The sequence below is a fragment of the Cryobacterium sp. BB307 genome (genome assembly GCF_012274275.1).
Taxonomy (GTDB): domain Bacteria; phylum Actinomycetota; class Actinomycetes; order Actinomycetales; family Microbacteriaceae; genus Terrimesophilobacter.
In genome coordinates this window covers 1047789-1067526 of the sequence record NZ_JAANZA010000001.1, presented here as the reverse complement: position 1 = coordinate 1067526, position 19738 = coordinate 1047789, and the positions used below count along the sequence as shown (strand labels likewise).

Here is a 19738-nt window from a genome sequence, read left to right as displayed (position 1 = left end):
GCTCACTGAACCCAGATCAGCGAGTGTAATTTTTTCTCTTGTCGAGCCGCACACCCGACGTCGTGTCAAGCACTTGAGGACGCGACTTACTTAGCGGTGAGACGTCCAGCAGTCAGCTTCGTGATGAGTTCCTCCCAGACTGTAGCTTGCGATTCACTCGATAGTGCATCAGCGTGTGCCGCCGAAGCTGTCTTCCACTTCGCCACGGTCTCCGATGTGATCGACTCCAGAGCCCGCGCCAACGAGGACGGCTCAAAATCGTGGAGCACCAAGCCGATCCCATATTCGTCGACGAACCTCGACATCTCTGGTGACGGACCCACGATCACACCCAGCCGTGCCTGCACGAAATCAAAGAACTTATTTGGCAGGCACCACGCCAGATTGAACGTTGTCGGTGGGAAGATGCTGAGCCCAAGGTCGTACTCATTGAGAGTCGGAACGAGCTCGTCATACGGCACCGGTTCCCGGAATCGGATGCGAGCGTCGCCGGCGGCGAGCTCCTTCAACTGCCGCATGAGAGCGGAATCCCCTCCCACCAGGTAGAGGTCAAGAGTCACGTTCGCCGACGACTCGCGCACTCCGGTGATCATGAGATCAAGGCGACGCTGCACCGCGATACCGCCACTGTGCACTAAGCGCAATGGCGCGCTTACAGGCCGAGCATTCAGCTCGTAGTACGGCGTGGCATTGACTACGAGGGTTGACTCGAAACCGAATTCGCGCTCGTACTCATCCGCGATGCCCTGACTCACCGTGACAACGGCGGACGCGCGCGGGACCTTGGTGCGGCAGAGCCACCGGAAGTAGGGAGCGATCAGCAGCCGCCACAGCAACGAGTGCTCTTCCTGTCGCGGCGCGTACTCATGAAGGTCAAGGAGGACGCCGTGGCGAGGTTTAAGTCTGAGTGCCGCTTCGATGGTCTTCACGTCGTGTGCGATGACAATGTCCCAGTCGCCGCTTCCGACGAGGCGCGAGGTCACCCTGTCTAGCGCGTTGATACGAGTAAGTGGCCAGTACCAACGCAACACGAGCAGGATGGCCGCCAAGAGGCGTCCGATAAGGCCCCAGCGCTGAGGCGGGAGCGCGGGAATCTCGACGTGGGGCACCTCGGAGAAGGGAGAGGGACCGAACCCTGCCGTCGTCACATCGTGTCTGTCACGCAGGAAGCGCACTTGCTTCAACGCCCGTGGCTCCTGCGCAAACGGCGTGTATGTGAGCACGAGAATTCGGGCTCGAGCGGTCACTTGAGAAGCCCCGTTCTTCGGGCAAGTCGACCGACGGGCGCGCCGAGCCGACGCACCGCCGACCAGAATGCGGCAGAGTTCGGATACGCCGTGTAGTCGACCGGTGGGCGCACAATGAGTCCCTCAAGTTCCGCCGTCGTGATTCCGAGCTTCTTCGCAATGAACTCGTGGTCCTGCTCGCGCAACGACTCCGGGTAGTTCGACGATTCCATTTGCGAAAGCGCCTCCTCACGAGTCAGCTGACCGGAGAGGATCAGGGAGGAATAGTGCGCTAACCGTTTGTCGAATCCGAATTTGTGCGGCAGGTAGTAGCCCTGGAAGTAACGGGTGAAGACGGACTCGTAGTGCTTGCCGCCGTAGTCGCGCCAGCCGACGTTGTCAATGATGTCTTGCTTGGCATCCGTGTAAACGTAAGGCATGTAGTTGAGAGGTCGGACCGTCTCGATCCTTCGCACGAGCGGATACCAGACATGCCGCTTGAACATTCCCATCACTGGGTACGTCTTCAGGTTCACCGTCCCGAATCTCGCGTGCACCGCCTTGAGGTGACGCGCATCATCGGAGTTGTAACCCCAGGCCTCCGGGAGGATCGACTCGGTCGCATAGTTGGAACCGGAAAGGATGTACTTGATTCCGTATTTGCGCGCTTGCTGGTAGGCGACCCAACCGAAGGCGTGATCGGTTGGGACATCGCAGTTGGCTAGTGACGCTTTGAAGTAGGAGAGTTGGAGATCCTTCATCTCCCGCCAGTCGATGACATGGGTGTGGAGGTCAAGCCCGAGCGTCGTCACCAGATTATGGATGTTGCCAACCGCGAGCTCGGAATTCCAGCCGCTGTCGAAGTGCACAGCAAGCGGACGCAGCCCCAGCCGAACTGCCTGCAGCATTAGGTAGGTACTGTCCACCCCGCCGGAGACACCGATCACACAGTCGTATGGTTTGCCCTTACCGGCAGCCTTGATCGTATCGACGAGCTTCTCAAGCTCGCCGAGGAGTTCACCGCGCTGTGCCGGGACGAGGACCGGCGCGAAGTCTTCATCGAACCGGATGGCATGCGAAGAGACGCCGTGCTCGTCGAACCAGATATCCGGGTCGGTGGTGTCCATAATGGTGCGGGTGCACCGCTGGTACAGTCGCGCCTCAGCCGACATTGCCCTGCCTCCATAAGTGCTTCGGCATTCAGCCCAAATTTAGCGAGCCACCAAGGCTTGACCGGGCGGCACAGAGCGCCCGGACCGGGCACCCACCGAGCATAGTCGATCGCGAGATGGCATTCTGTGAGCGCTCACCCTATTGAATTCAAGCCGAGACGGTGGGACGTTGAGCGACGGCCGGCGGGCCCGAACGCAGCCAATAGACTTGACAATATGCGTCGCCTGCTTTCGAGAAGATCTGGTTGAGGAAACCATTGCAGCCAAAACGAATCCTCTGTGTCTCCTTCTCCCCCATCCACGCTGATTCCCGAGTGTTGCGCCAACTTGAAGTGTTGAGCCAACACGGCGAAGTGACGACGGTGGGTTACGGCCCGGCACCGGACGGCGTCGTGCAGCACATCGAAGTGCCGAATAAGGCGTCGTCCCTGCCCGAGACACCGCTGGGCGTCGCCAAATTGGCACTTCATCTGCACAATGCGGTCGAACTCACCGCGCCAGGAGAGAAGGCGGTGCGACAGCAGGCGATCGACTCCGGCCCCTACGACCTCGTCGTCGCCAACGACGCTCGAGCGCTACCCCTCGCCTTCGCCGCCGCCGGCGGGGCGCCGGTACTGGCCGACATGCACGAATGGGCCCCGGAAGAGAGGGCAACGGTTCTGGTTTGGCGCCTGCTCGTAGGTCCATACATGAAGCACCTGTGCAAGAAGTACCTGCCCAAGGTCGCCGCGGTCACCAGTGTCAGCAAGGGCCTCGCCGGCCTCTACAGCGAACGGTACGGGGTCACCACCGAGATCGTCCGTAACGCCGCTGACTTGAGGGACCTCACACCGACTCCAGTCGACCCAAATACGATCCGCCTCGTGCACAGCGGGACCGCCGACGCGGAGCGCAACATCGTGGAAGTTATTGACGCGGTGGAGCAGCTCGGTGACCGCTTCACGTTGGATCTCTACCTGCTCGAAGTGCCCGGCGGACACCTCAATGTCATCCGCAAGAAGGCCGCCTCGGCCGCAAGGGTCACCGTACATCCACCCGTGCCGCCGGAAACGCTGCCAACCGTACTCAACCAGTACGACCTTGGAGTATTCCTCTACCCGCTCAAGACACTGAGCCACCTGTATCACCTGCCGAACAAATTCTTCGACTTTGTGCAGGCTCGGCTGGGGCTCGTGTTCTCTCCCGCCCCAGAGATCGATGCCCACATCGCGGAGTATGGACTGGGCATCATCACCGCCGACACAACCACGGATGCGCTCGTTGATGCACTACGCGGCATCAGCGCAGACGACGTGACCCGCTACAAGGAGGCCGCGGATCGGTCCGCCCGGGCGCTTTCCAGCGAACCGGATCGTGCAACGCAAAGCGCGCTGGTTGGACGACTTCTCGCTGGGACGCGATGAGAGTAGTTATTGCCACTCGGATCTTCGGGCCGGAAATATCGGCAGCATCCGGGATTCTGCGCACCTGGGCGGAAGAATTCCGGGACCGCGGCTGCGAGGTCACGGTCCTGACTGCGAAACCGCCGCGAGGTGCCGTCATCGACGACCCCTCAGGCATCAAGGTGCGTCGGGCGCGGGTCAAACGCGACCGTCAGCAGTACGTTCGCGGGTACCTCAGCTACATGAGTTTCGACATCCCGCTCGCCTTCCGGCTCCTGTTCTCCCGGAAGGCCGATCTCTACGTCGTCGAGCCTCCGCCGACGACCGTCGCGGTGGTCCGCGTGATCGCGGCTCTTCGCCGCACCCCGTATGTCGTGCGCGCCGCCGACTACTGGTCGGAAGCCGCCGAGCTTGTGACGAGTTCCCGACTCATCCTGGGTATGCTGCGCCGCGTCGAGGCATGGGGGTTGAACGGCGCGAAGATGCTCTTCTCCGCACACCAGCCGCTGACGGACCGCTTCCGCACGGCCGGGATCACGACCCCGGCCGTGCCGATCGGTTTCGGAGCTGACACCAAAGACTTCCGTTACGACGGTCAGGCGCCACCGGAGCCACCGGTGTTCATCTACGCCGGCACGCACTCTGAATGGCATGGCGCAGGAATCTTCGTCGAGGCGATGCATCAGGTGCTGCAACAGCATCCCGGTGCCCGCCTCGAGTACTACGGCAACGGCGAAGACCGTGAAGAGATGCAAACCCGAGCGCGCGAGCTCGGGATTGAGAAGTCCGTAGAGTTCTACGCACCGATTCCACCGGCGGCGCTCTCGACCATCCTCGCCGCAGCCACCGCCACCGTCGCCAGCCTGGCGCCCGTACCGGCGAATGAGTATGCCCTCGCTACCAAGGTGTACTCGTCGCTGGCCGCCGGCTGCCCCGTCATATTCGCCGGACCAGGCCCAACCGTGGAGTTCCTGCGCGACGCGGGCCATCCCCGCGCCGGCGTGGCCGTCGGCTACGACATCGACGAGACCGCAGCAGCGATGAACGCGATGGCCGCTGCACCACTGCAACCGACCGCCCGCGCTGAACTGGCAAAATGGTCAGCAGGCCAGTTCTCACTGAATGCGATCGCAGAGCGAGTCGTCGACGAGAGCCTCGTCATCATCCGCACGAGGCAAGCAACCGGTGGAACTTCACCGACAACTGCGACAAAGGCTTCTGCGGAAGCAGACCGTCCAGACTAGACACCAGCCGCGTCCAGCCGCCCTACAGCTAGCAAGTGAGCTAATTGGAGGAGCGGGGTGACGGAGTGGCGCTCACGCCACTCCGAAACGTCGAGTTCTCGCTGGGGACAAATGAGAGTAGTCATTGCCACTCGGATCTTCGGGCCGGAAATCTCGGCGGCATCGGGGATTCTGCGCACTTGGGCGGAAGAATTCCGGGAGCGCGGCTGTGACGTCACAATCCTGACCGCGAAACCGCCACGGGGCGCGGTCATTGATGACCCCCGGGGCATCGAGGTGCGCAGGGCGCCCGTCAAGCGCGATCGGCAGCAGTACGTGCGCGGATATCTCAGCTACTTGAGTTTCGACATCCCGCTCGCCTTCCGGCTGCTGTTCTCCCGAAGAGCTGATCTCTACGTCGTCGAGCCTCCGCCGACGACCGTCGCGGTGGTCCGCGTGGTCGCCGCTCTTCGCCGCACCCCGTATGTCGTGCGCGCCGCCGACTACTGGTCGGAGGCGGCCGAGATGGTGACGAGTTCCCGCCTGATTCTGGGTGTGCTGCGCCGTGTCGAGGCATGGGGTCTGAGCGGCGCAATGATGCTCTTCTCCGCGCACCAACCGTTGACTGACCGCTTCCGCATCGCCGGGATCATGACACCCGCCGTGCCGATCGGTTTCGGCGCCGAGACCAAAGACTTCCGATACGACGGCCAGGCGCCGCCCGAGCCGCCGGTGTTCATCTACGCCGGGACACACTCGGAATGGCATGGCGCAGGAATCTTCGTCGAAGCGATGCACCAGGTGCTGCACCAGCACCCCGGTGCCCGCCTCGAGTACTACGGCAACGGCGAAGACCGTGAAGAGATGCAAGCCAAAGCGCGCGGGCTCGGGATTGAGAAGTCTGTGGAGTTCTACGCACCGATTCCACCGGCGGCGCTCTCGACCATCCTCGCCGCAGCCACCGCCACCGTCGCCAGCCTGGCGCCCGTCCCGAGGAACAACTATGCCCTCGCCACCAAGGTATACGCGTCGCTCGCGGCCGGATGCCCTGTCATTTTCGCCGGCCCAGGCCCAACCGTGGAGTTTCTGCGCCAAGCGGACCATCCCTACGCCGGCGTGGCCGTCGGGTACGACGTTGACGAGGCTGCGACGGCGATGAACGCTGCTGCGGCGGCACCACTGCCACCGCCTGACCGCGCGGAACTGGCAAAGTGGTCATCAGGCCAGTTCTCCCTGAGTGCGATCGCAGAGCGTGTTGTCGACGAGAGCCTCGCAATTATCCGCACGTAGCATTGAACCAGCATGCCAACCCCGTCAAACTACTCAACCCCTGGAGAGACTCTTTGAAGATCGCCGTCATCGCCCTCGGCAAGATCGGGCTTCCGCTCGCTGTCCAGTTCGCCAGCAAGGGCCATGACGTGGTCGGCGTTGACGTTTCCCAACGCACAGTTGACCTCGTCAACCAGGGCATCGAGCCGTTCCCCAACGAGGCACACCTTCAAGAAATGCTTTCCGAGCTCGTTCCAGCCGGCAAGCTCCGCGCCACCACCGACTACTCCGAGGCCGTGCCCGGAGCCGACGCCGTCGTGCTTGTCGTGCCGCTCTTTGTCGACGAGGTCACCGCTGAGCCGGACTTCGGATGGATGGATGCCGCAACCAGGTCTCTGGGCGAGGTGTTGACCCCCGGCACCCTTGTGTCCTACGAGACGACTCTCCCAGTTGGTACTACGCGCACAAGATGGAAGCCACTTCTCGAAGAAGCATCCGGACTGAAGGAGGGGGTCGACTTCGACCTCGTCTTCTCCCCGGAGCGCGTGCTCACCGGTCGGGTGTTCGAGGACCTCCGCAAGTACCCCAAGCTCGTTGGCGGACTCTCGGAGCGCGGTGCTCAGCGCGCAGTCGAGTTCTACCGCGCCGTGCTCGACTTCGATGATCGCCCCGACCTGCCCCGCGGGAACGGGGTCTGGGACCTCGGCAGTGCCGAGGCATCTGAGCTCGCGAAACTCGCGGAAACGACCTACCGTGATGTGAACATCGGGCTCGCGAACCAGTTCGCGCGGTTCGCCGCGACTGCGGGAATCGATGTCTACCAGGTGATCGAGGCGTCGAACTCACAGCCGTACAGTCACATCCATCAGCCCGGTATCGCCGTCGGCGGTCACTGCATCCCGGTGTACCCGCGGCTGTACCTGTGGACTGACCCTGAGGCCACCGTCGTATCCGCGGCCCGCGCCGCGAATGCCGGCATGCCCGAGTACACCATTGGCTTGCTGGAGGGGGCTTACGGAGACCTCACCGGTGCGAGAGTTGCTGTCCTCGGAGCCGCCTACCGCGGCGGGGTGAAAGAAACTGCATTCTCCGGGGTCTTCGGCGCCGTAGAGGCGCTGAAGGCGCGCGGCGCAGTGCCGCTCGTGCACGACCCGCTCTTTGACGATGAAGAACTCGTTCGCCTCGGATTCGCGCCATACCATTTGGGCGAGTCCGTCGACGCCGCAGTGGTTCAGGCCGACCACGACGAATATCGCGCGCTCAAAGCTGATGACCTGCCAGGCATCAAGGCATTCATCGACGGACGACGGGTTTCGTCCGCCGAGCAGTGGCCGGGTGTCGCCTACCGGGTCATCGGAAAGCTGGCCGCTTGAGGATCAGTCCCCTGAGAATTAGCCTTAGCCGGTTCCGAACTCAGGCCAACCGCAGCCAGGAACCGCGGGCCCTCTCCCCGACTTGAGAAGTGTCACAAGGGAGCAAGGATGCCTATAACGCAACCTCGCAGGTCCCAATAATGACCCCAAGAGTGGAGGCTATGCACCGACGTGGGACAGAAATTTCGGCCCTTCGCCCCTTGTTGAGAGGTCCGAAGCCGCCAGAGAAGCTGCCGTCTTCATGGCAACTATCTCCTCGGTCGACAATCTGTTGATTGCCGCCGCCAAGTCAGAAGCCTCCCAACCCGTAACGATGATGCCCAAGCCGTAGTCCCGAACGAAGCCGACCATCTCCTGACTCTCCCCGATCACGATCCCGAGACGTGCCTGAACTGCCTCGAAGAACTTGTTCGGCAACGCGTAGACGTTGTTGAGGAAGCGGGGCGGGAGGAACATCACCCCGAGGTCGCAGTCGTTCAGCGCCGACGCAACTTCTGTGACAGGCACAGGAGAACGAAATTCAACTCTGCCTGCTACAACCGCTGGATGCCGACGCAGCGGAGCAAGCGAACGCCGATTCCCGAGCACCATGAGCACGAAGACAAATCGGGGCTCGAGTTCAAGCACGGCATCGAGCATGACGTCAATGCCACGCGCGGTCGCGGCATAGCCGTGATGCACGAGCACGATCCTCTCTGGATCGACAGGGGACGGTTCAAGTTCTTGATATGGAGCCACATTCTTGATCACATCGGGCCGAGGTATGCCGTACCTGTCTCGGTAGTAATCCGCGATGCCCTCGGCGACCGTAAGTCGCTTGGTGAAAACGGGGGAAGGCACAAACGTCAAGAGCCAACTGTCGTATCGGCCGTGGAGAAATCTGAAGAGTGGGCCGGAAACGGTGCCGGAATACACTTCGTGCAGGTCGAGCGTCACCGGCCCTTTGGAAAGATCGCTGGCAACTTCCACAACCCAGGGCAGCAAATGGAGGTCGTTCACGACCATGAGATCGTATTTGTGACCCGCAAGGTCCGATATCGGCAGTCTTCGCCCCACGAGTCGATGGAAGCGAGCGCGCGGAGAAAGAAAAACGTAGATGGCAAGTCTTACGAGAAGATTCGGATAGCCGATCCGAAGAAATCGGCCCGTCGCACCAGGGGCCTCGGGGCCGCGACTGAGGACATCAACGCGGTAACCAGCAGACTCGAGCCAGCCGATCTGTTTCGTAACCCGAGCGTCGCGGGTCACTGGTGAATAGGAGACAACAAGCGCTCTTTTGACTGACGTGAATTGCGGGCGAGACACGTCGAAAGCGTAACGAGGGCACCCTTCGCTTATCCTGCGAGAAGCAACCGAGCGAAGCTTCTGGATTGCGCCGGATCGCGCATGCAGCGCTTGGTCAAGTCCAACGTGGCATAATTGAACGGCTCTTTGCCTCTTGGCCTTGGCCTGCTGGCCTTAGCAGCATGATGTCGGCTGCAAACCCCTCCTCGGAATCGGAGAAATCATACGTGTGCGGAATCTTTGGCTTTGTCGGCCCAGACAGCCTCGACTCCGGGTCGGTGAAGACACTGGTCAAGCACGCACAGCAGCGTGGTCGCGATTCGAGCGGCATGGTGGTTCGGGGCAAGGACGCCTACAACGCCTACCGTGCAGACCTCCCGATTGACCGCCTCCTGAAGCGCATCCCTTCGGTTGGGGCCCTCTTCTTCGGTCACAGCCGGCTCGTGACCAACGGCACCGCAGACAACCAGCCGGTGATGCGGGAGCAGATCGTGGTGCTGCACAACGGCATCGTTGTCAATCACACGGAAGTGTGGCCGCTGATCAGCAAGACCCCTGAGCTGGAGATCGACACCGAGGTGATTCCGGCCATCATCGCCACGCACCTTGAAGAAGGCGGAACAGTCGAAACCGCGGCTGAGCGCGTGCTCGAGCTCACCGAGGGAGTGGTCGCGTGCGCCGCCCTCATCCCCCGGCTCGGGAAGTTGCTGCTTTTCTCCAACAACGGCAGCCTCTTCCTCGGCGACAAGTCCAACGGTGTCGCCTTCTCTTCTGAGAGCTATCCGCTCGAGCAACTCGGCGCCGAGAACATCCGCCAGGTTCGCGACGCCGTCATCCTGGAAGTTCCGGCGCAAGAGGACGAGGTCGCCATCGTCGAGTGGGCGAACCGTTCGATCGACCTCGTCCCCGGGCTCGGCTACTCCGCGAAAGAGGAGAGCCTCCTCCAGTACCCCACCCACAATCTCCGCCGGTGCACGCGATGCATTCTGCCCGAGACCATGCCGTACATCGCCTTCGACGAAGACGGCGTGTGCAACTACTGCCTCAACTACAAGCCGCGCAATCACCCCCGGCCTAAGGAAGAGCTTTTCGAACTGATCGAGCCCTACCGACGCTCGCACGGCGACGAAGTGGTCGTGCCCTTCTCCGGTGGTCGCGACAGTTCGTACGGCCTGCACCTCATCATCCATGAGCTCAAACTGCGCCCCATCACGTACACGTACGACTGGGGCATGGTCACCGATCTCGGCCGCCGAAACGTCAGCCGCATGTCTGCCCAGCTGGGCGTGGAAAACATCATCGTGGCCCCCGACATCACGAAGAAGCGAGACTACATTCGGCGCAACCTCACGGCCTGGCTCAAGTCACCCCACCTCGGAATGCTCAGCGTGCTCACCGCGGGTGACAAGCACTTCTTCCGTCACGTCGAAACGATCAAGCGGCAGACCGGGATCAGCCTCAACCTGTGGGGCATAAACCCGCTCGAAGTCACCCACTTCAAGTCGGGCTTTCTCGGCGTGCCTCCCGACTTCGCTGAAGAGCGTGTCTACAGCCACGGTGCGATGAAGCAGTTGCGCTACCAGTCGCTTAGGGGTCGCGCCATGCTGAAGAGCCCCGGTTATTTCAACCGCTCACTGTGGGACACCCTCTCGGGCGAGTATTACCGCAGCTTCACGAAGAAGAGTGACTACTTCCACATCTTCGACTACTGGCGGTGGGACGAGAAGCAGATCGAAGACACACTCGACGGCGAGTACGATTGGGAGCGCGCCCCCGACACCCAGACCACGTGGCGCATCGGCGACGGAACGGCGGCGTTCTACAACTACGCGTATTACACGATCGCCGGCTTCACTGAGCATGACACTTTCCGCAGCAACCAGGTGCGCGAGGGCGACCTTACTCGCGACGAAGCCCTGCGTCTCGTGCAAGAAGAGAACACGCCGCGCTACCCGAACCTCAAGTGGTATCTCGACATCGTCGGCGTCGACTTCACGCACGCCATCAACACCATCAACCGCACACCGCGGCTGTATGAAGGCGCGACGCTGCCGACGCTCACAACGCCCAGCGATTGAACCTTCCGTGGACGAGGCTGGACTCCAGGGGTTCAGGAAGCACTGGGGTCACTCGACTCAACTGTGGCCAGAGCACGGCCAGCAACCCTGCATAAGCCAGCGAGCCAACCACCCACACTGCCGTCGGACCGACCGGGAAGCCTGCCCACCACCACTCGGCGCCTGAGTCGAGGTTCAGACCCTGCTGGTCTGCCCCGGTGACGTAGCGACGGATGTTGACCTGCAACGAGACGAGGTTCGCGAGCGCAACCGCGCCGAGGATCACGAACGTCTGCACCCTGGTGAATCGGAGGCGGGCACCCGCGGGCTCGAAGACCAGCAGGAACACGAGCAGCACGATAAGCGGGAGCAGGTAGCGAGGCTGCAGATTCGCCCCTACCTTGTCGCCCCCCGCCGTCAGCACGTGCACCGGAAGCGCAATCAGGACGAACAGCACGCCACCTGTCGCAATGGCTTTTCGCCAGGTGAGCAAGCCGATCCCTGCGAATCCGAAGACGACAAATGCTGCCGTTGCCGCCCACTGCACGATCGCCGGCAGCTGGGTGTCGAGCCAGCCCAGACTCCATGATCCCCACACTCCCGTCCAAAGGAACGGAAGCATGAGCAGGTTGTAGGCAGCGAGCCCGAAGCCAGCGAGCGGCGCCTCCACTCCGGTCTGATCCGAGGAGATGGGAATGGTCGCACCCCCTCCTCCGCTGAAACCTGCCGCGAAGACACCGGCTTGCCCGGATGTCGAGAAGAAAAGGACCGCGATGATAAAGCCAGCCAGGGGCAGAATGGCGTGCAGGGCCCACTGACGTTGCCGCGCCGCCGTAAGGATCAACACCGTGACCGTCGCTCCAGCGGCGTAGACCGCAGCATCTCCCCGCGCGCCCGCCGCCATCAGAACGCCGACAAGATAGAGGGCGCCGAGCGCCCACCGCCTTCGTCCGTGTGTCTCAAACCACCCAAGCAGGGCGAGGAACGCGGTCCCCACCCCGGTGATCGCCCATCCACTCGGATTATTGGACGGGATCAGAAACATCCCCAGTGGCACAAGGACAACCACCCAGCCCCACAGGAGAGTACGGCGACGCTGTGCTGGAAGCAGCCACGCCAGCGCCGTCGCAAGCCCCACGAACAGTGCTGCGTTGATGAGCCTCATTACCAGCGCACTGGTTTGGATGTCTCCGCCGGCAAGGATTCGCATGGATGAGTAATAGACGTGCGGATACTCCCCGACGAAGTTTCCGCGCTCGCTCAAGGCGCGCTGTTCCATCAGCGTCGACCACACTTCGTTTTGGCACCCAGCGCTGCGACTTGCGTCCTGCGCGTAGCACGCGACACCCGGAAGCGCTTGTGTAACCGTCCTGTTGTTCCACTCAGCTCCCGGCGTACACTCCGCGCTCCCGCCGTTTGCACACCAGACGCTCACCAGGTGATAGTCATCGTCGGGCCCGGCGCCGATAGGTGAAGCAAATGCCCAGGCACTGAGCGCGACAAGCGCGAGCACCGGCGCCAGGTGAATCAGGCGAATCGACCGAAGAAAGGCACCGAAGGAACGGGGACGGGGTAAAGCGTCAAGCGTCGTCATGCGGACGCCTTTCGATATCGAGGGCGAGCTTCTGAACCACCTTGCGGAGTTCGTCTCGCGTGCGGGCTAACTCGAGACTAACTTGCATGAGAAGCAGCAGCACGACAAAGAAGCCGCCGACGAAGAGCAGGTTGATCGGTTGCCCGATTCCCAGGAATCGCGCAACCGTGTCCAGGAGACCTGGCCACGCGGAGAGAATGATGGCCGAGACTGCAGCAACGAGCCATATCACTGCGTACTTCTCGGGCAGAACGTAGGACCGAAGAAGCAAGATGACCACGATGAGCAGGACGACCGCAAGCACGATCGCGACGAGTTGAGGTGTCACGCCCCCGCCTCTTGTTCTCGCAATTTCAACGCCTTTATCTGCGGAGGCACGCTTCGAATGGTCGCGAGTCCAAGGATGAAGAGAATTCGACCTGTATAGAGAGTGGCTCGAAACACTGACTGAGAAGGAACGCCCCCAGCCCGTTCGTTCATGACCACGGGGATCTCCGAAACGCTGAGCCCCTGCCGGGTCGCGAGGACGATCGACTCAACGGTGTCGCCAAGCCACTCGACCGGGTAATGTTCTGCAAACACTTGGAGCGCCCGGGGGCCGGCAATCCGGAATCCGCTCGTCGCGTCGGTGAGTCGCGTGCGAGCAAACGCCGACGTAACCCACGCGATGAATCGTTGAACGTTTCGTCTCGTGGCGGACGATTTGAACGACCCGCCATTCGCAAAGCGACTTCCGATGACGATGTCGGAGTGTTCGGCGGCCGCAATGAGCTCTGAGATTTGTTCCGCCCGATGCTGACCATCCCCGTCGAATTGGATGACCGCGTCGTAGCCGTTCAGGACCGCGTACTTGAATGCGGTTCCCATGGCCGCACCGACCCCGAGATTGATCGCGTGTGAAAGGACGTGGGCGCCCGCCGCTCGCGCAATGCGTGCGGTATTGTCACGCGATCCATCGTCGATGACGACGACATCTCTGAGCGGGTGGGCTACCGAAAGGGATGCGAGCACGTCAGCGATTACCGTCGCCTCGTTGAGCGCGGGGATCGCAACGAGAACTCTCATGGAGTCACAGTCTACTGGGCGACGAACGCACCCCGCACTTCGTCGCGGACTACCGAATCGTTGGTGCTGCGAGAGTGTCAGTCGGCTGGTCCAAATGGGCCGAAGCGGAAGCGACAGCTAAGGAGGGCCAGGCCACTGCTCTCAGAACGATCGCAAGCAAGCCCGCGTAAGCAACGGCCCCCACCACAAACACGAACATGGGCGAGGGCACACCGTCCCACCACCATTCGATCCCCAGATCGAGGTTCGAACCCGGATGGTCCATGCCCTTGATGTAACGCCGCATGTTCACATGCAACGCCACGAGGTTCGCGACGGAGAGTGTAGCCACGACAAGTATCACCTGCAGCCGGCTGAACGAAAGAGTTTCGCCCACCCGGGTCACCACCAGCAACCCCGCGAAGAGCACAATCAACGGAAGCACATAGCGAGGCTGCACAGCCACACCCACAATTTGTCCACCCTGAGTCAGTACGTACAGCGGCACCGCCCACAGGGCAAAGCCGGCTCCCGCGACGACGAAAAGCTTGCGGCCCCAAAGTCGAGATAGCGCAACGAAGCCGATCGCCATAAAACAAGCCATTGTGCTGAACGTGACAATGCTCGGCGTTGGTGTGTCGAGCCATCCGAGTCCCCATTCACCGAAGTTTCCGGCCCACAGGAATGGAATGTTTAGGAAGTTGTACGCGAATCGACCGAAGCCTTCCAACCGTTCGGCCGGATCGGCGTCCTCGGGGAGTGGTCCCCCTGATGGAGAACCAGAAGTGAAGCCAGAAACACCGGAACTGGACTGGCTGGACAGGGCGAAAAAGAGGAAGCAGACTCCTACGAGAACCACCGGAAGGATCGCGTCTCGAGCAAATTTCGACCAGTGTTCTTTGGCTCGAGGGAAGGTAAGCACGAAGACAGCGCCAATGCCCAAGATTGTGTAGATGGCCGCATCACCGCGTGACCCCGCTGCCATCAGTGTTCCTACCGCCGCTATCCCGCCGAGAACCCATCGTCGCCAACCAGTGGTTTCCAGATATCCCAGGAGGGCGAGCCACGTCGTTCCCACCCCGACGATCGCCCAACCGCTTGGATTATTGGATGCGATCAGGAACATCCCCAGTGGAACTGTCGTGATCGTCCACATCAAGATCAGCGTTTGACGCCGAGCAATCGGGAGCAACCAGAACAGTGCGCTAGTAAGGCCAACAAAGAGCAGCACGTTGACAAGCCGCATGATGACGACCGACGTACCGATGTCGTTGCCGACGAAGGCGTGCATTACCCAGTAGTAGACCGGCGGATAGGAGCCGACGAAGTTGCCGCGATCCGTGAGCTCCATATCGGTGCCCGTCAGGTCAAAGTCCTCCTGACATGCGGCACTCTGGTCGGGTTCCCCCGCAAAGCATGGTGACTCCAGAATCGTCTCTGGCACAATCCGTGTGTCCGCCGAAACCCCGGGCTCGCAATTCGTTCCATCCACGACCGCGCACCACGTGCTCACCAAGTGGAAATCATCGTCGGGTCCGGCGCCTATCGGCGAGGCAAGTGCCCAAGCGAAGAGGCTGATCACTGCGAGAAGCGGAGCCAGGTAGATCAACTTCAGCTTTCGCAACAGTCTGTGCCTTCCAATTTGGTCGCCCAAGACTCCAACACCTCTACGCATGCGAAACGGTCACCTTGCCTGAGTCAGATGCCTCCTGTGGCTCGGTGACGGGCAAGCGTCTCATTCGATGCAGCACGATGAAGATCAGCGCTGAATAGGCAATCGAACCGATAACCCAAACCGTCATGGGCGAAAGCGAAATGTCCCACCACCAGTCGATGTGGTCATCAATATTTGCACTCTGATTCGAGATTCCGGCTACATATCGCTGCATATGGATGTGCAGCGAAAGGAGTTGAGTGCTCGAAAGTGCGGTCGCAACCAGAATCCACTGAGCTGCTGTCAACCGGTTGGGCCGCCAGCCGGATGAAAGCGTCATGATGCCTGCAAACACAACCACCAGAGGCAAGAGGTAGCGCGGCTGCAGGTTGGTTCCCACGTCGGAGCCTGCCGCCGACAGCAGCACTGCCGGCATGAGGGCCAGAACCAGTGCTCCGGCTACCAAAACCAGGAATCGACGTATCGACATCCCCTTCATGCCCACAAACCCGACCCCGATGAAGCACAGCAGGCCGAGGACCCAGACGGCGGCCGGCATGGAAGTATCAAGCCACCCCAACCCCCAATCTTTACCCAGGATCCCCAACCACAGCGACGGCACATGCAGGAGGTTGTTGGCGACCGTCACAAAGAAGTTGCTCGTCGAGTCGGAGGTGACGCCGCCTGTCACACTCTCGATGGGCCTCGAGAATCGGTACATCATCACGCACATCACCGCGACCGCAAGCGGCAGGATTGCCTTCAGCAGAAAGCGTTTCGAACGCGAGAAAGCCAGAATGCCCACTGCGACAATGGCCAGAATTGAATAGAGCGCACCGTCACCGCGCGAACCCGCCGCCATGAATGCACACAGCGCAAATATGGCGCCCAGCGCGACCTTCCGTCCGAGTCCAGCCTGCTTCGCGTCAGTCTCGAAGTAGCCGAGCAACGCAATCCAGCCGAAACCGACCCCCATGATCGTCCACGAACTCGGGTTGTTGGAGGTGAGCATGAATAGACCGAGGGGCACGGTGGTGAGAACCCAACTCCATACGAGCGCTGGTCGCCGTGCAACTGGCAAGAGAAGGTAGAGAGCGGTAACGAGTGCGGTGAAAAGCACGACGTTGATGAAGCGCATGACCAGTACTGACGCCTCGACATCGGCGCCGGCAAAGAGGTTCACGAAGGCGTAGTAGACCGGGGGATAGCCGCCGACTGTGTTGGCGCGATTGGTCAACTCTGTGGTGGACAGGTCCCAGTCCTCGGACTGACATGCAGCGCTGACCTCGGGCTCGTATGCGTAGCAAGCCGAGTCGAGCAGGGACGTTGGTGCCTCGATCAAACCGCGGTCGCTGATGGGGCCACAGTATTCATTAGGCGCATCCGCGCACCAGGTGCTCGCAAGGTGGAAGTCGTCGTCCGGACTCGCACCCACCGGCGATGACATTGCCCATGCACCGAGGGTCAGGAAGACAAGAAGTGGCGCCAGCAGGATGAGCGGGAATCGGCGCAGACGTCGACCAAGCTCCCCACCTACGACCTTCACCGATTCAGGCTAGGAAGCGGCGCCTGAGAGTCTCCTGAAAATCAGGTGAATTCTCACCTCTTGGGGATCAGCCGGTTGCGCAGCTTGGTGAACGTTGTCCGGAGACCCGAGTGTCGCAGGTGGTGCCAGGCCATCCGCACGTCATGGCGCAGCCCATAGGGCTTCCGGCCGCTGCCGACGGCCGCATTGCCCAGCGTGCGCTGGCCTGTGAAATCTGCAGCGTGCCGCGGCTCGCGTGCGAAACGGACAAGCGGTTCCAGCGTCCGGTCCCAGAAATACTGCTCCCGCACGCGACGGACATTCTCCCGAGCCTCGGTCGCGAACTCGTCATCGAACAGAACCCGCGCGAGAGCATCGCGCAGTGCGCAGACATCCTGGGCGGGCACCACGACCCCGAGCCCCTCGTCCGCCACCAGCTCGGCGAAGCTGTCCCCCTCGGTGACCACCATCGGGAGGCCAGCCCACAGGTAGTCGAGGATCCTCGTGCGGAACGAGAACGTCGTCTCGACGTGCGACATGTGGGTGCTGACACCGGCATCCGCCTCGGTCAGGTAATTCTGCCGCTCGGCGTAATCGACCCAGTCCTCGTTGAAGAACACATTGCTGCCGAGCACGCCCAGCTCGCGGGCCAACTCGAATGACTCCCGCACGATACCCATTTCCTCGACGCCCGGATGCCGGGTACCGAGGAAGTACAGCTTCACCCGCGGCTCGGTCTGTGCGAGCGCCGCCACCGCGCTGATGAGGGACTTGGGGTCGAACCAGTTGTAGAGCCCACCGCCCCAGATCAGCAGCTTGTCGTCGGCGCCGATACCGGGGATGACGCCCTTGAGCACCGCACGCTCGTGCTTCGGTGGTGTCGCGTCGAGCCCGAAGGGCGCGACATCGAGCAACCCGCGCAAGTGCGGGTCGCTCTCGTACGTTGCCGGGTTGATGCGTCCGAGCGCGGCCAGTTGGCCGAGGTAGAAGAGCCGCTGGCGCTCGGAGGCACATAGGAAGAAATCGCCGAGCGCCAACTGCTCGTTGAGCACGTGGGTCGCGGTGCTGACCCGCAGCTCCCAGGTCGCGCGCGCCAGCTCCCTGCCCTGCTCGAGCATCTCCAGGTGCATCGGGTCATAGATGTCGACGACGACGACCTTCGACGTGGTCTTCAGCACCTCGAACTGGTTCATCGCGTGGCCCTGGAACACGATCATGTCCGCCCAGCGCTCGAGCTCGTTGAACTCTGCGTTCTCGCCGGGTCGGATGCGACGCAGCCCGAACGGCGCATCCACCCGCTCAAGGTTGGTGGTGGTGACCAGCGTCACTTCATTCTCGCGAGCGAGCGCGGTCGCCATGTTCCAGGATCGGATGGCCGGACCCGCCATGCGCGCGCCGATCGGGTCGCCCGTGATGATCAGGACCTTGCTCACGCCCGATCCGCCAGCAGGTCGTTCAGGTAGCTGCCGTATCCGCTCTTCACGAGCGGTTCGGCGAGCGCAGTGAGCTGGCCATCGTCGATCCAGCCGGCACGCCAGGCGACCTCCTCGATGCAGCCGATCTTGTAGCCCTGCCGATGCTCGATCACCTTCACGAATTCGGTGGCCTGAATCATCGAGTCGAACGTTCCGGTGTCCAGCCACGCGGTGCCGCGGTCGAGCACCTGCACCTGCAGCTTGCCCTGCCCGAGATAGCGCTCGTTGACCGTGGAGATCTCAAGCTCGCCGCGAGCACTCGGCGTGATCGACTTCGCGACCTCGACGACGGTGTTGTCGTAGAAGTAGAGGCCGGGAACTGCGTACCGGCTCTTCGGCCGGGCCGGCTTCTCCTCGATCGAGATGGCGGTGAAGCTGTCGTCGAACTCGACCACGCCGTATGCGGTCGGGTCGGCCACCTGGTAGGCGAAGATCAGGGCGCCGTCGATGTCGGTGTGCCCGCGCAGGCTGGAGCCGAGTCCCTCACCGTGGAAGATGTTGTCGCCGAGCACGAGCGCGACCTTTTCGTCGCCGATGAACTCCTCACCGATGATGAACGCCTGGGCAAGCCCCTCCGGCCGGGGTTGGACCGCATACTCGAGCCGGATGCCCAGTTCGCTTCCGTCGCCCAGGAGCCGCTGGAACTGTTCCTGGTCATCGGGCGTCGTGATGATCAGCACCTCGCGGATGCCTGCGCTCATCAGCGTCGACAGCGGGTAATAGATCATCGGCTTGTCGTAGATGGGCATCAACTGCTTCGAAATGCCCTTGGTGATCGGCCAGAGGCGTGTTCCTGAGCCGCCGGCGAGAATGATGCCGCGCATCTATGCCCCGCTTCCGTAGTTCAGTGATCGGTAGAAGTCGTTCGCCGCGTCCCAGGTCGGCAGCAGCCCGCGGTCGCTCGCCTCGAGGAGACCGGGCGCATCCGTGTCCTTCGGAGACAGGATCAGGTCGCCCGCCGCATCCGGGAACACCAGACCCACGTCGGGGTCGAGAGGGTTGATGCCGTGCTCGCGCTCAGGACGGTAGACGTCGCTGACGAGGTAGCTCACGGTCGCGTCGTCGGTCAGCGCCACGAACGCATGGCCGAGCCCCTCGGCGAGGTAGATCGCGCGCCGGTCGGTGTCATCGAGCAGCACCGAGTCCCACTGCCCGAAGGTCGGCGAGCCGACCCGGATGTCGACGACGAAGTCCAGGACCGCCCCGCGCAGCGCGGTGACGTACTTGGCCTGCCCGATGGGAATGTCGGCGTAGTGGATGCCGCGCACAACGCCGCGGCGGGACACCGAGGTGTTCGCCTGGCGCAGCGTCAGCGGGTGCCCGACCTGCTCGGCGAGAAGGTCGTGGCGGTACCACTCCATGAAGACGCCGCGATCGTCGCCCCGCTGCACGGGAGTGATCTCCAGGGCATGAGGAACCTTAAGCTCTCGGAACTGCACGGGCCGAGTCTACCGGCGAGC

16 protein-coding genes are annotated in these 19738 nt (G+C 62.1%); 5 read left to right on the top strand and 11 right to left on the bottom strand.

The annotated features are described in order from the left end of the window. Positions 1–86 precede the first annotated feature (86 nt). Positions 87–1175, bottom strand: coding sequence for a glycosyltransferase (locus tag HGK58_RS05270; RefSeq protein WP_349236164.1), 1089 nt, complete (start codon positions 1173–1175; stop codon positions 87–89). 68 nt (positions 1176–1243) lie between these two features. After that, positions 1244–2398, bottom strand: a complete 1155-nt coding sequence (locus HGK58_RS05265) for an N-acetyl sugar amidotransferase (protein ID WP_168626441.1) — start codon at positions 2396–2398, stop codon at positions 1244–1246. Positions 2399–2643: 245 nt separating this feature from the next. Between HGK58_RS05265 and HGK58_RS05260 the strand changes: the two genes are divergently transcribed. From HGK58_RS05260 to HGK58_RS05245, 4 genes are all read left to right on the top strand, one after another. Further along, positions 2644–3801: a hypothetical protein gene (locus HGK58_RS05260; RefSeq protein ID WP_227412157.1), complete on the top strand. Its 1158-nt coding sequence runs from the start codon at positions 2644–2646 to the stop codon at positions 3799–3801. Then, the gene (locus HGK58_RS05255; protein ID WP_168626440.1) at positions 3798–5024 is read left to right on the top strand and encodes a glycosyltransferase; all 1227 of its coding nucleotides are present in this window, start codon (positions 3798–3800) and stop codon (positions 5022–5024) included. Before HGK58_RS05260 ends, HGK58_RS05255 begins: the two co-directional genes overlap by 4 nt. A gap of 111 nt (positions 5025–5135) precedes the next feature. After that, positions 5136–6293: a glycosyltransferase gene (locus tag HGK58_RS05250; protein ID WP_168626439.1), complete on the top strand. Its 1158-nt coding sequence runs from the start codon at positions 5136–5138 to the stop codon at positions 6291–6293. 53 nt (positions 6294–6346) lie between these two features. Then, complete coding sequence (locus HGK58_RS05245; protein ID WP_168626438.1) at positions 6347–7645, top strand: nucleotide sugar dehydrogenase; 1299 nt, start codon at positions 6347–6349, stop codon at positions 7643–7645. Between the two features lie 159 nt (positions 7646–7804). Here HGK58_RS05245 and HGK58_RS05240 read toward each other — a convergent pair whose 3' ends face one another. Then, the gene (locus tag HGK58_RS05240; protein ID WP_168626437.1) at positions 7805–8893 is read right to left on the bottom strand and encodes a glycosyltransferase; all 1089 of its coding nucleotides are present in this window, start codon (positions 8891–8893) and stop codon (positions 7805–7807) included. A gap of 263 nt (positions 8894–9156) precedes the next feature. On the opposite strand from HGK58_RS05240, the gene HGK58_RS05235 reads away from it, so the two are divergent. Continuing rightward, a complete protein-coding gene (locus tag HGK58_RS05235) occupies positions 9157–11007 on the top strand; it encodes a glucosamine 6-phosphate synthetase (protein ID WP_168626436.1) in 1851 nt (616 codons plus the stop codon). On the opposite strand, the gene HGK58_RS05230 is transcribed toward HGK58_RS05235, so the two are convergent. The 8 genes from HGK58_RS05230 to HGK58_RS05195 are packed head-to-tail and all read right to left on the bottom strand — an operon-like array spanning position 10988 to position 19717. After that, positions 10988–12580, bottom strand: coding sequence for a DUF2142 domain-containing protein (locus HGK58_RS05230; RefSeq protein ID WP_168626435.1), 1593 nt, complete (start codon positions 12578–12580; stop codon positions 10988–10990). The genes HGK58_RS05235 and HGK58_RS05230 overlap by 20 nt on opposite strands. Further along, the gene (locus HGK58_RS05225) at positions 12567–12908 is read right to left on the bottom strand and encodes a DUF2304 domain-containing protein (RefSeq protein WP_168626434.1); all 342 of its coding nucleotides are present in this window, start codon (positions 12906–12908) and stop codon (positions 12567–12569) included. The genes HGK58_RS05230 and HGK58_RS05225 overlap by 14 nt, the downstream gene beginning before the upstream one ends. Further along, positions 12905–13645 carry a glycosyltransferase family 2 protein gene (locus HGK58_RS05220; RefSeq protein WP_168626433.1) on the bottom strand — a complete coding sequence of 247 codons (741 nt, stop codon included), beginning with the start codon at positions 13643–13645 and terminating at the stop codon, positions 12905–12907. The genes HGK58_RS05225 and HGK58_RS05220 overlap by 4 nt, the downstream gene beginning before the upstream one ends. Before the next feature lie 49 nt (positions 13646–13694). After that, entirely contained in the window at positions 13695–15248 is a 1554-nt protein-coding gene (locus tag HGK58_RS05215; protein WP_210422610.1) for a DUF2142 domain-containing protein, read from the bottom strand. 43 nt (positions 15249–15291) lie between these two features. After that, complete coding sequence (locus tag HGK58_RS05210; protein ID WP_168626431.1) at positions 15292–16824, bottom strand: DUF2142 domain-containing protein; 1533 nt, start codon at positions 16822–16824, stop codon at positions 15292–15294. 53 nt (positions 16825–16877) lie between these two features. Further along, entirely contained in the window at positions 16878–18236 is a 1359-nt protein-coding gene (locus HGK58_RS05205; protein WP_349236136.1) for a glycosyltransferase family 4 protein, read from the bottom strand. Beyond that, positions 18233–19102, bottom strand: coding sequence for a glucose-1-phosphate thymidylyltransferase RfbA (gene rfbA, locus HGK58_RS05200; RefSeq protein ID WP_168626430.1), 870 nt, complete (start codon positions 19100–19102; stop codon positions 18233–18235). The genes HGK58_RS05205 and rfbA overlap by 4 nt, the downstream gene beginning before the upstream one ends. Further along, entirely contained in the window at positions 19103–19717 is a 615-nt protein-coding gene (locus tag HGK58_RS05195; protein ID WP_168626429.1) for a dTDP-4-dehydrorhamnose 3,5-epimerase family protein, read from the bottom strand. Positions 19718–19738: the final 21 nt, after the last annotated feature.

Excerpts from the sequence above, each read along its gene's own strand:
- HGK58_RS05250 (WP_168626439.1), top strand. The coding sequence starts at position 5,136 with ATGAGAGTAGTCATTGCCACTCGGATCTTCGGGCCGGAAATCTCGGCG.
- HGK58_RS05265 (WP_168626441.1), bottom strand. The coding sequence starts at position 2,398 with ATGTCGGCTGAGGCGCGACTGTACCAGCGGTGCACCCGCACCATTATG.
- HGK58_RS05230 (WP_168626435.1), bottom strand. The coding sequence starts at position 12,580 with ATGACGACGCTTGACGCTTTACCCCGTCCCCGTTCCTTCGGTGCCTTT.
- HGK58_RS05255 (WP_168626440.1), top strand. The coding sequence starts at position 3,798 with ATGAGAGTAGTTATTGCCACTCGGATCTTCGGGCCGGAAATATCGGCA.
- HGK58_RS05220 (WP_168626433.1), bottom strand. The coding sequence starts at position 13,645 with ATGAGAGTTCTCGTTGCGATCCCCGCGCTCAACGAGGCGACGGTAATC.
- rfbA (WP_168626430.1), bottom strand. The coding sequence starts at position 19,102 with ATGCGCGGCATCATTCTCGCCGGCGGCTCAGGAACACGCCTCTGGCCG.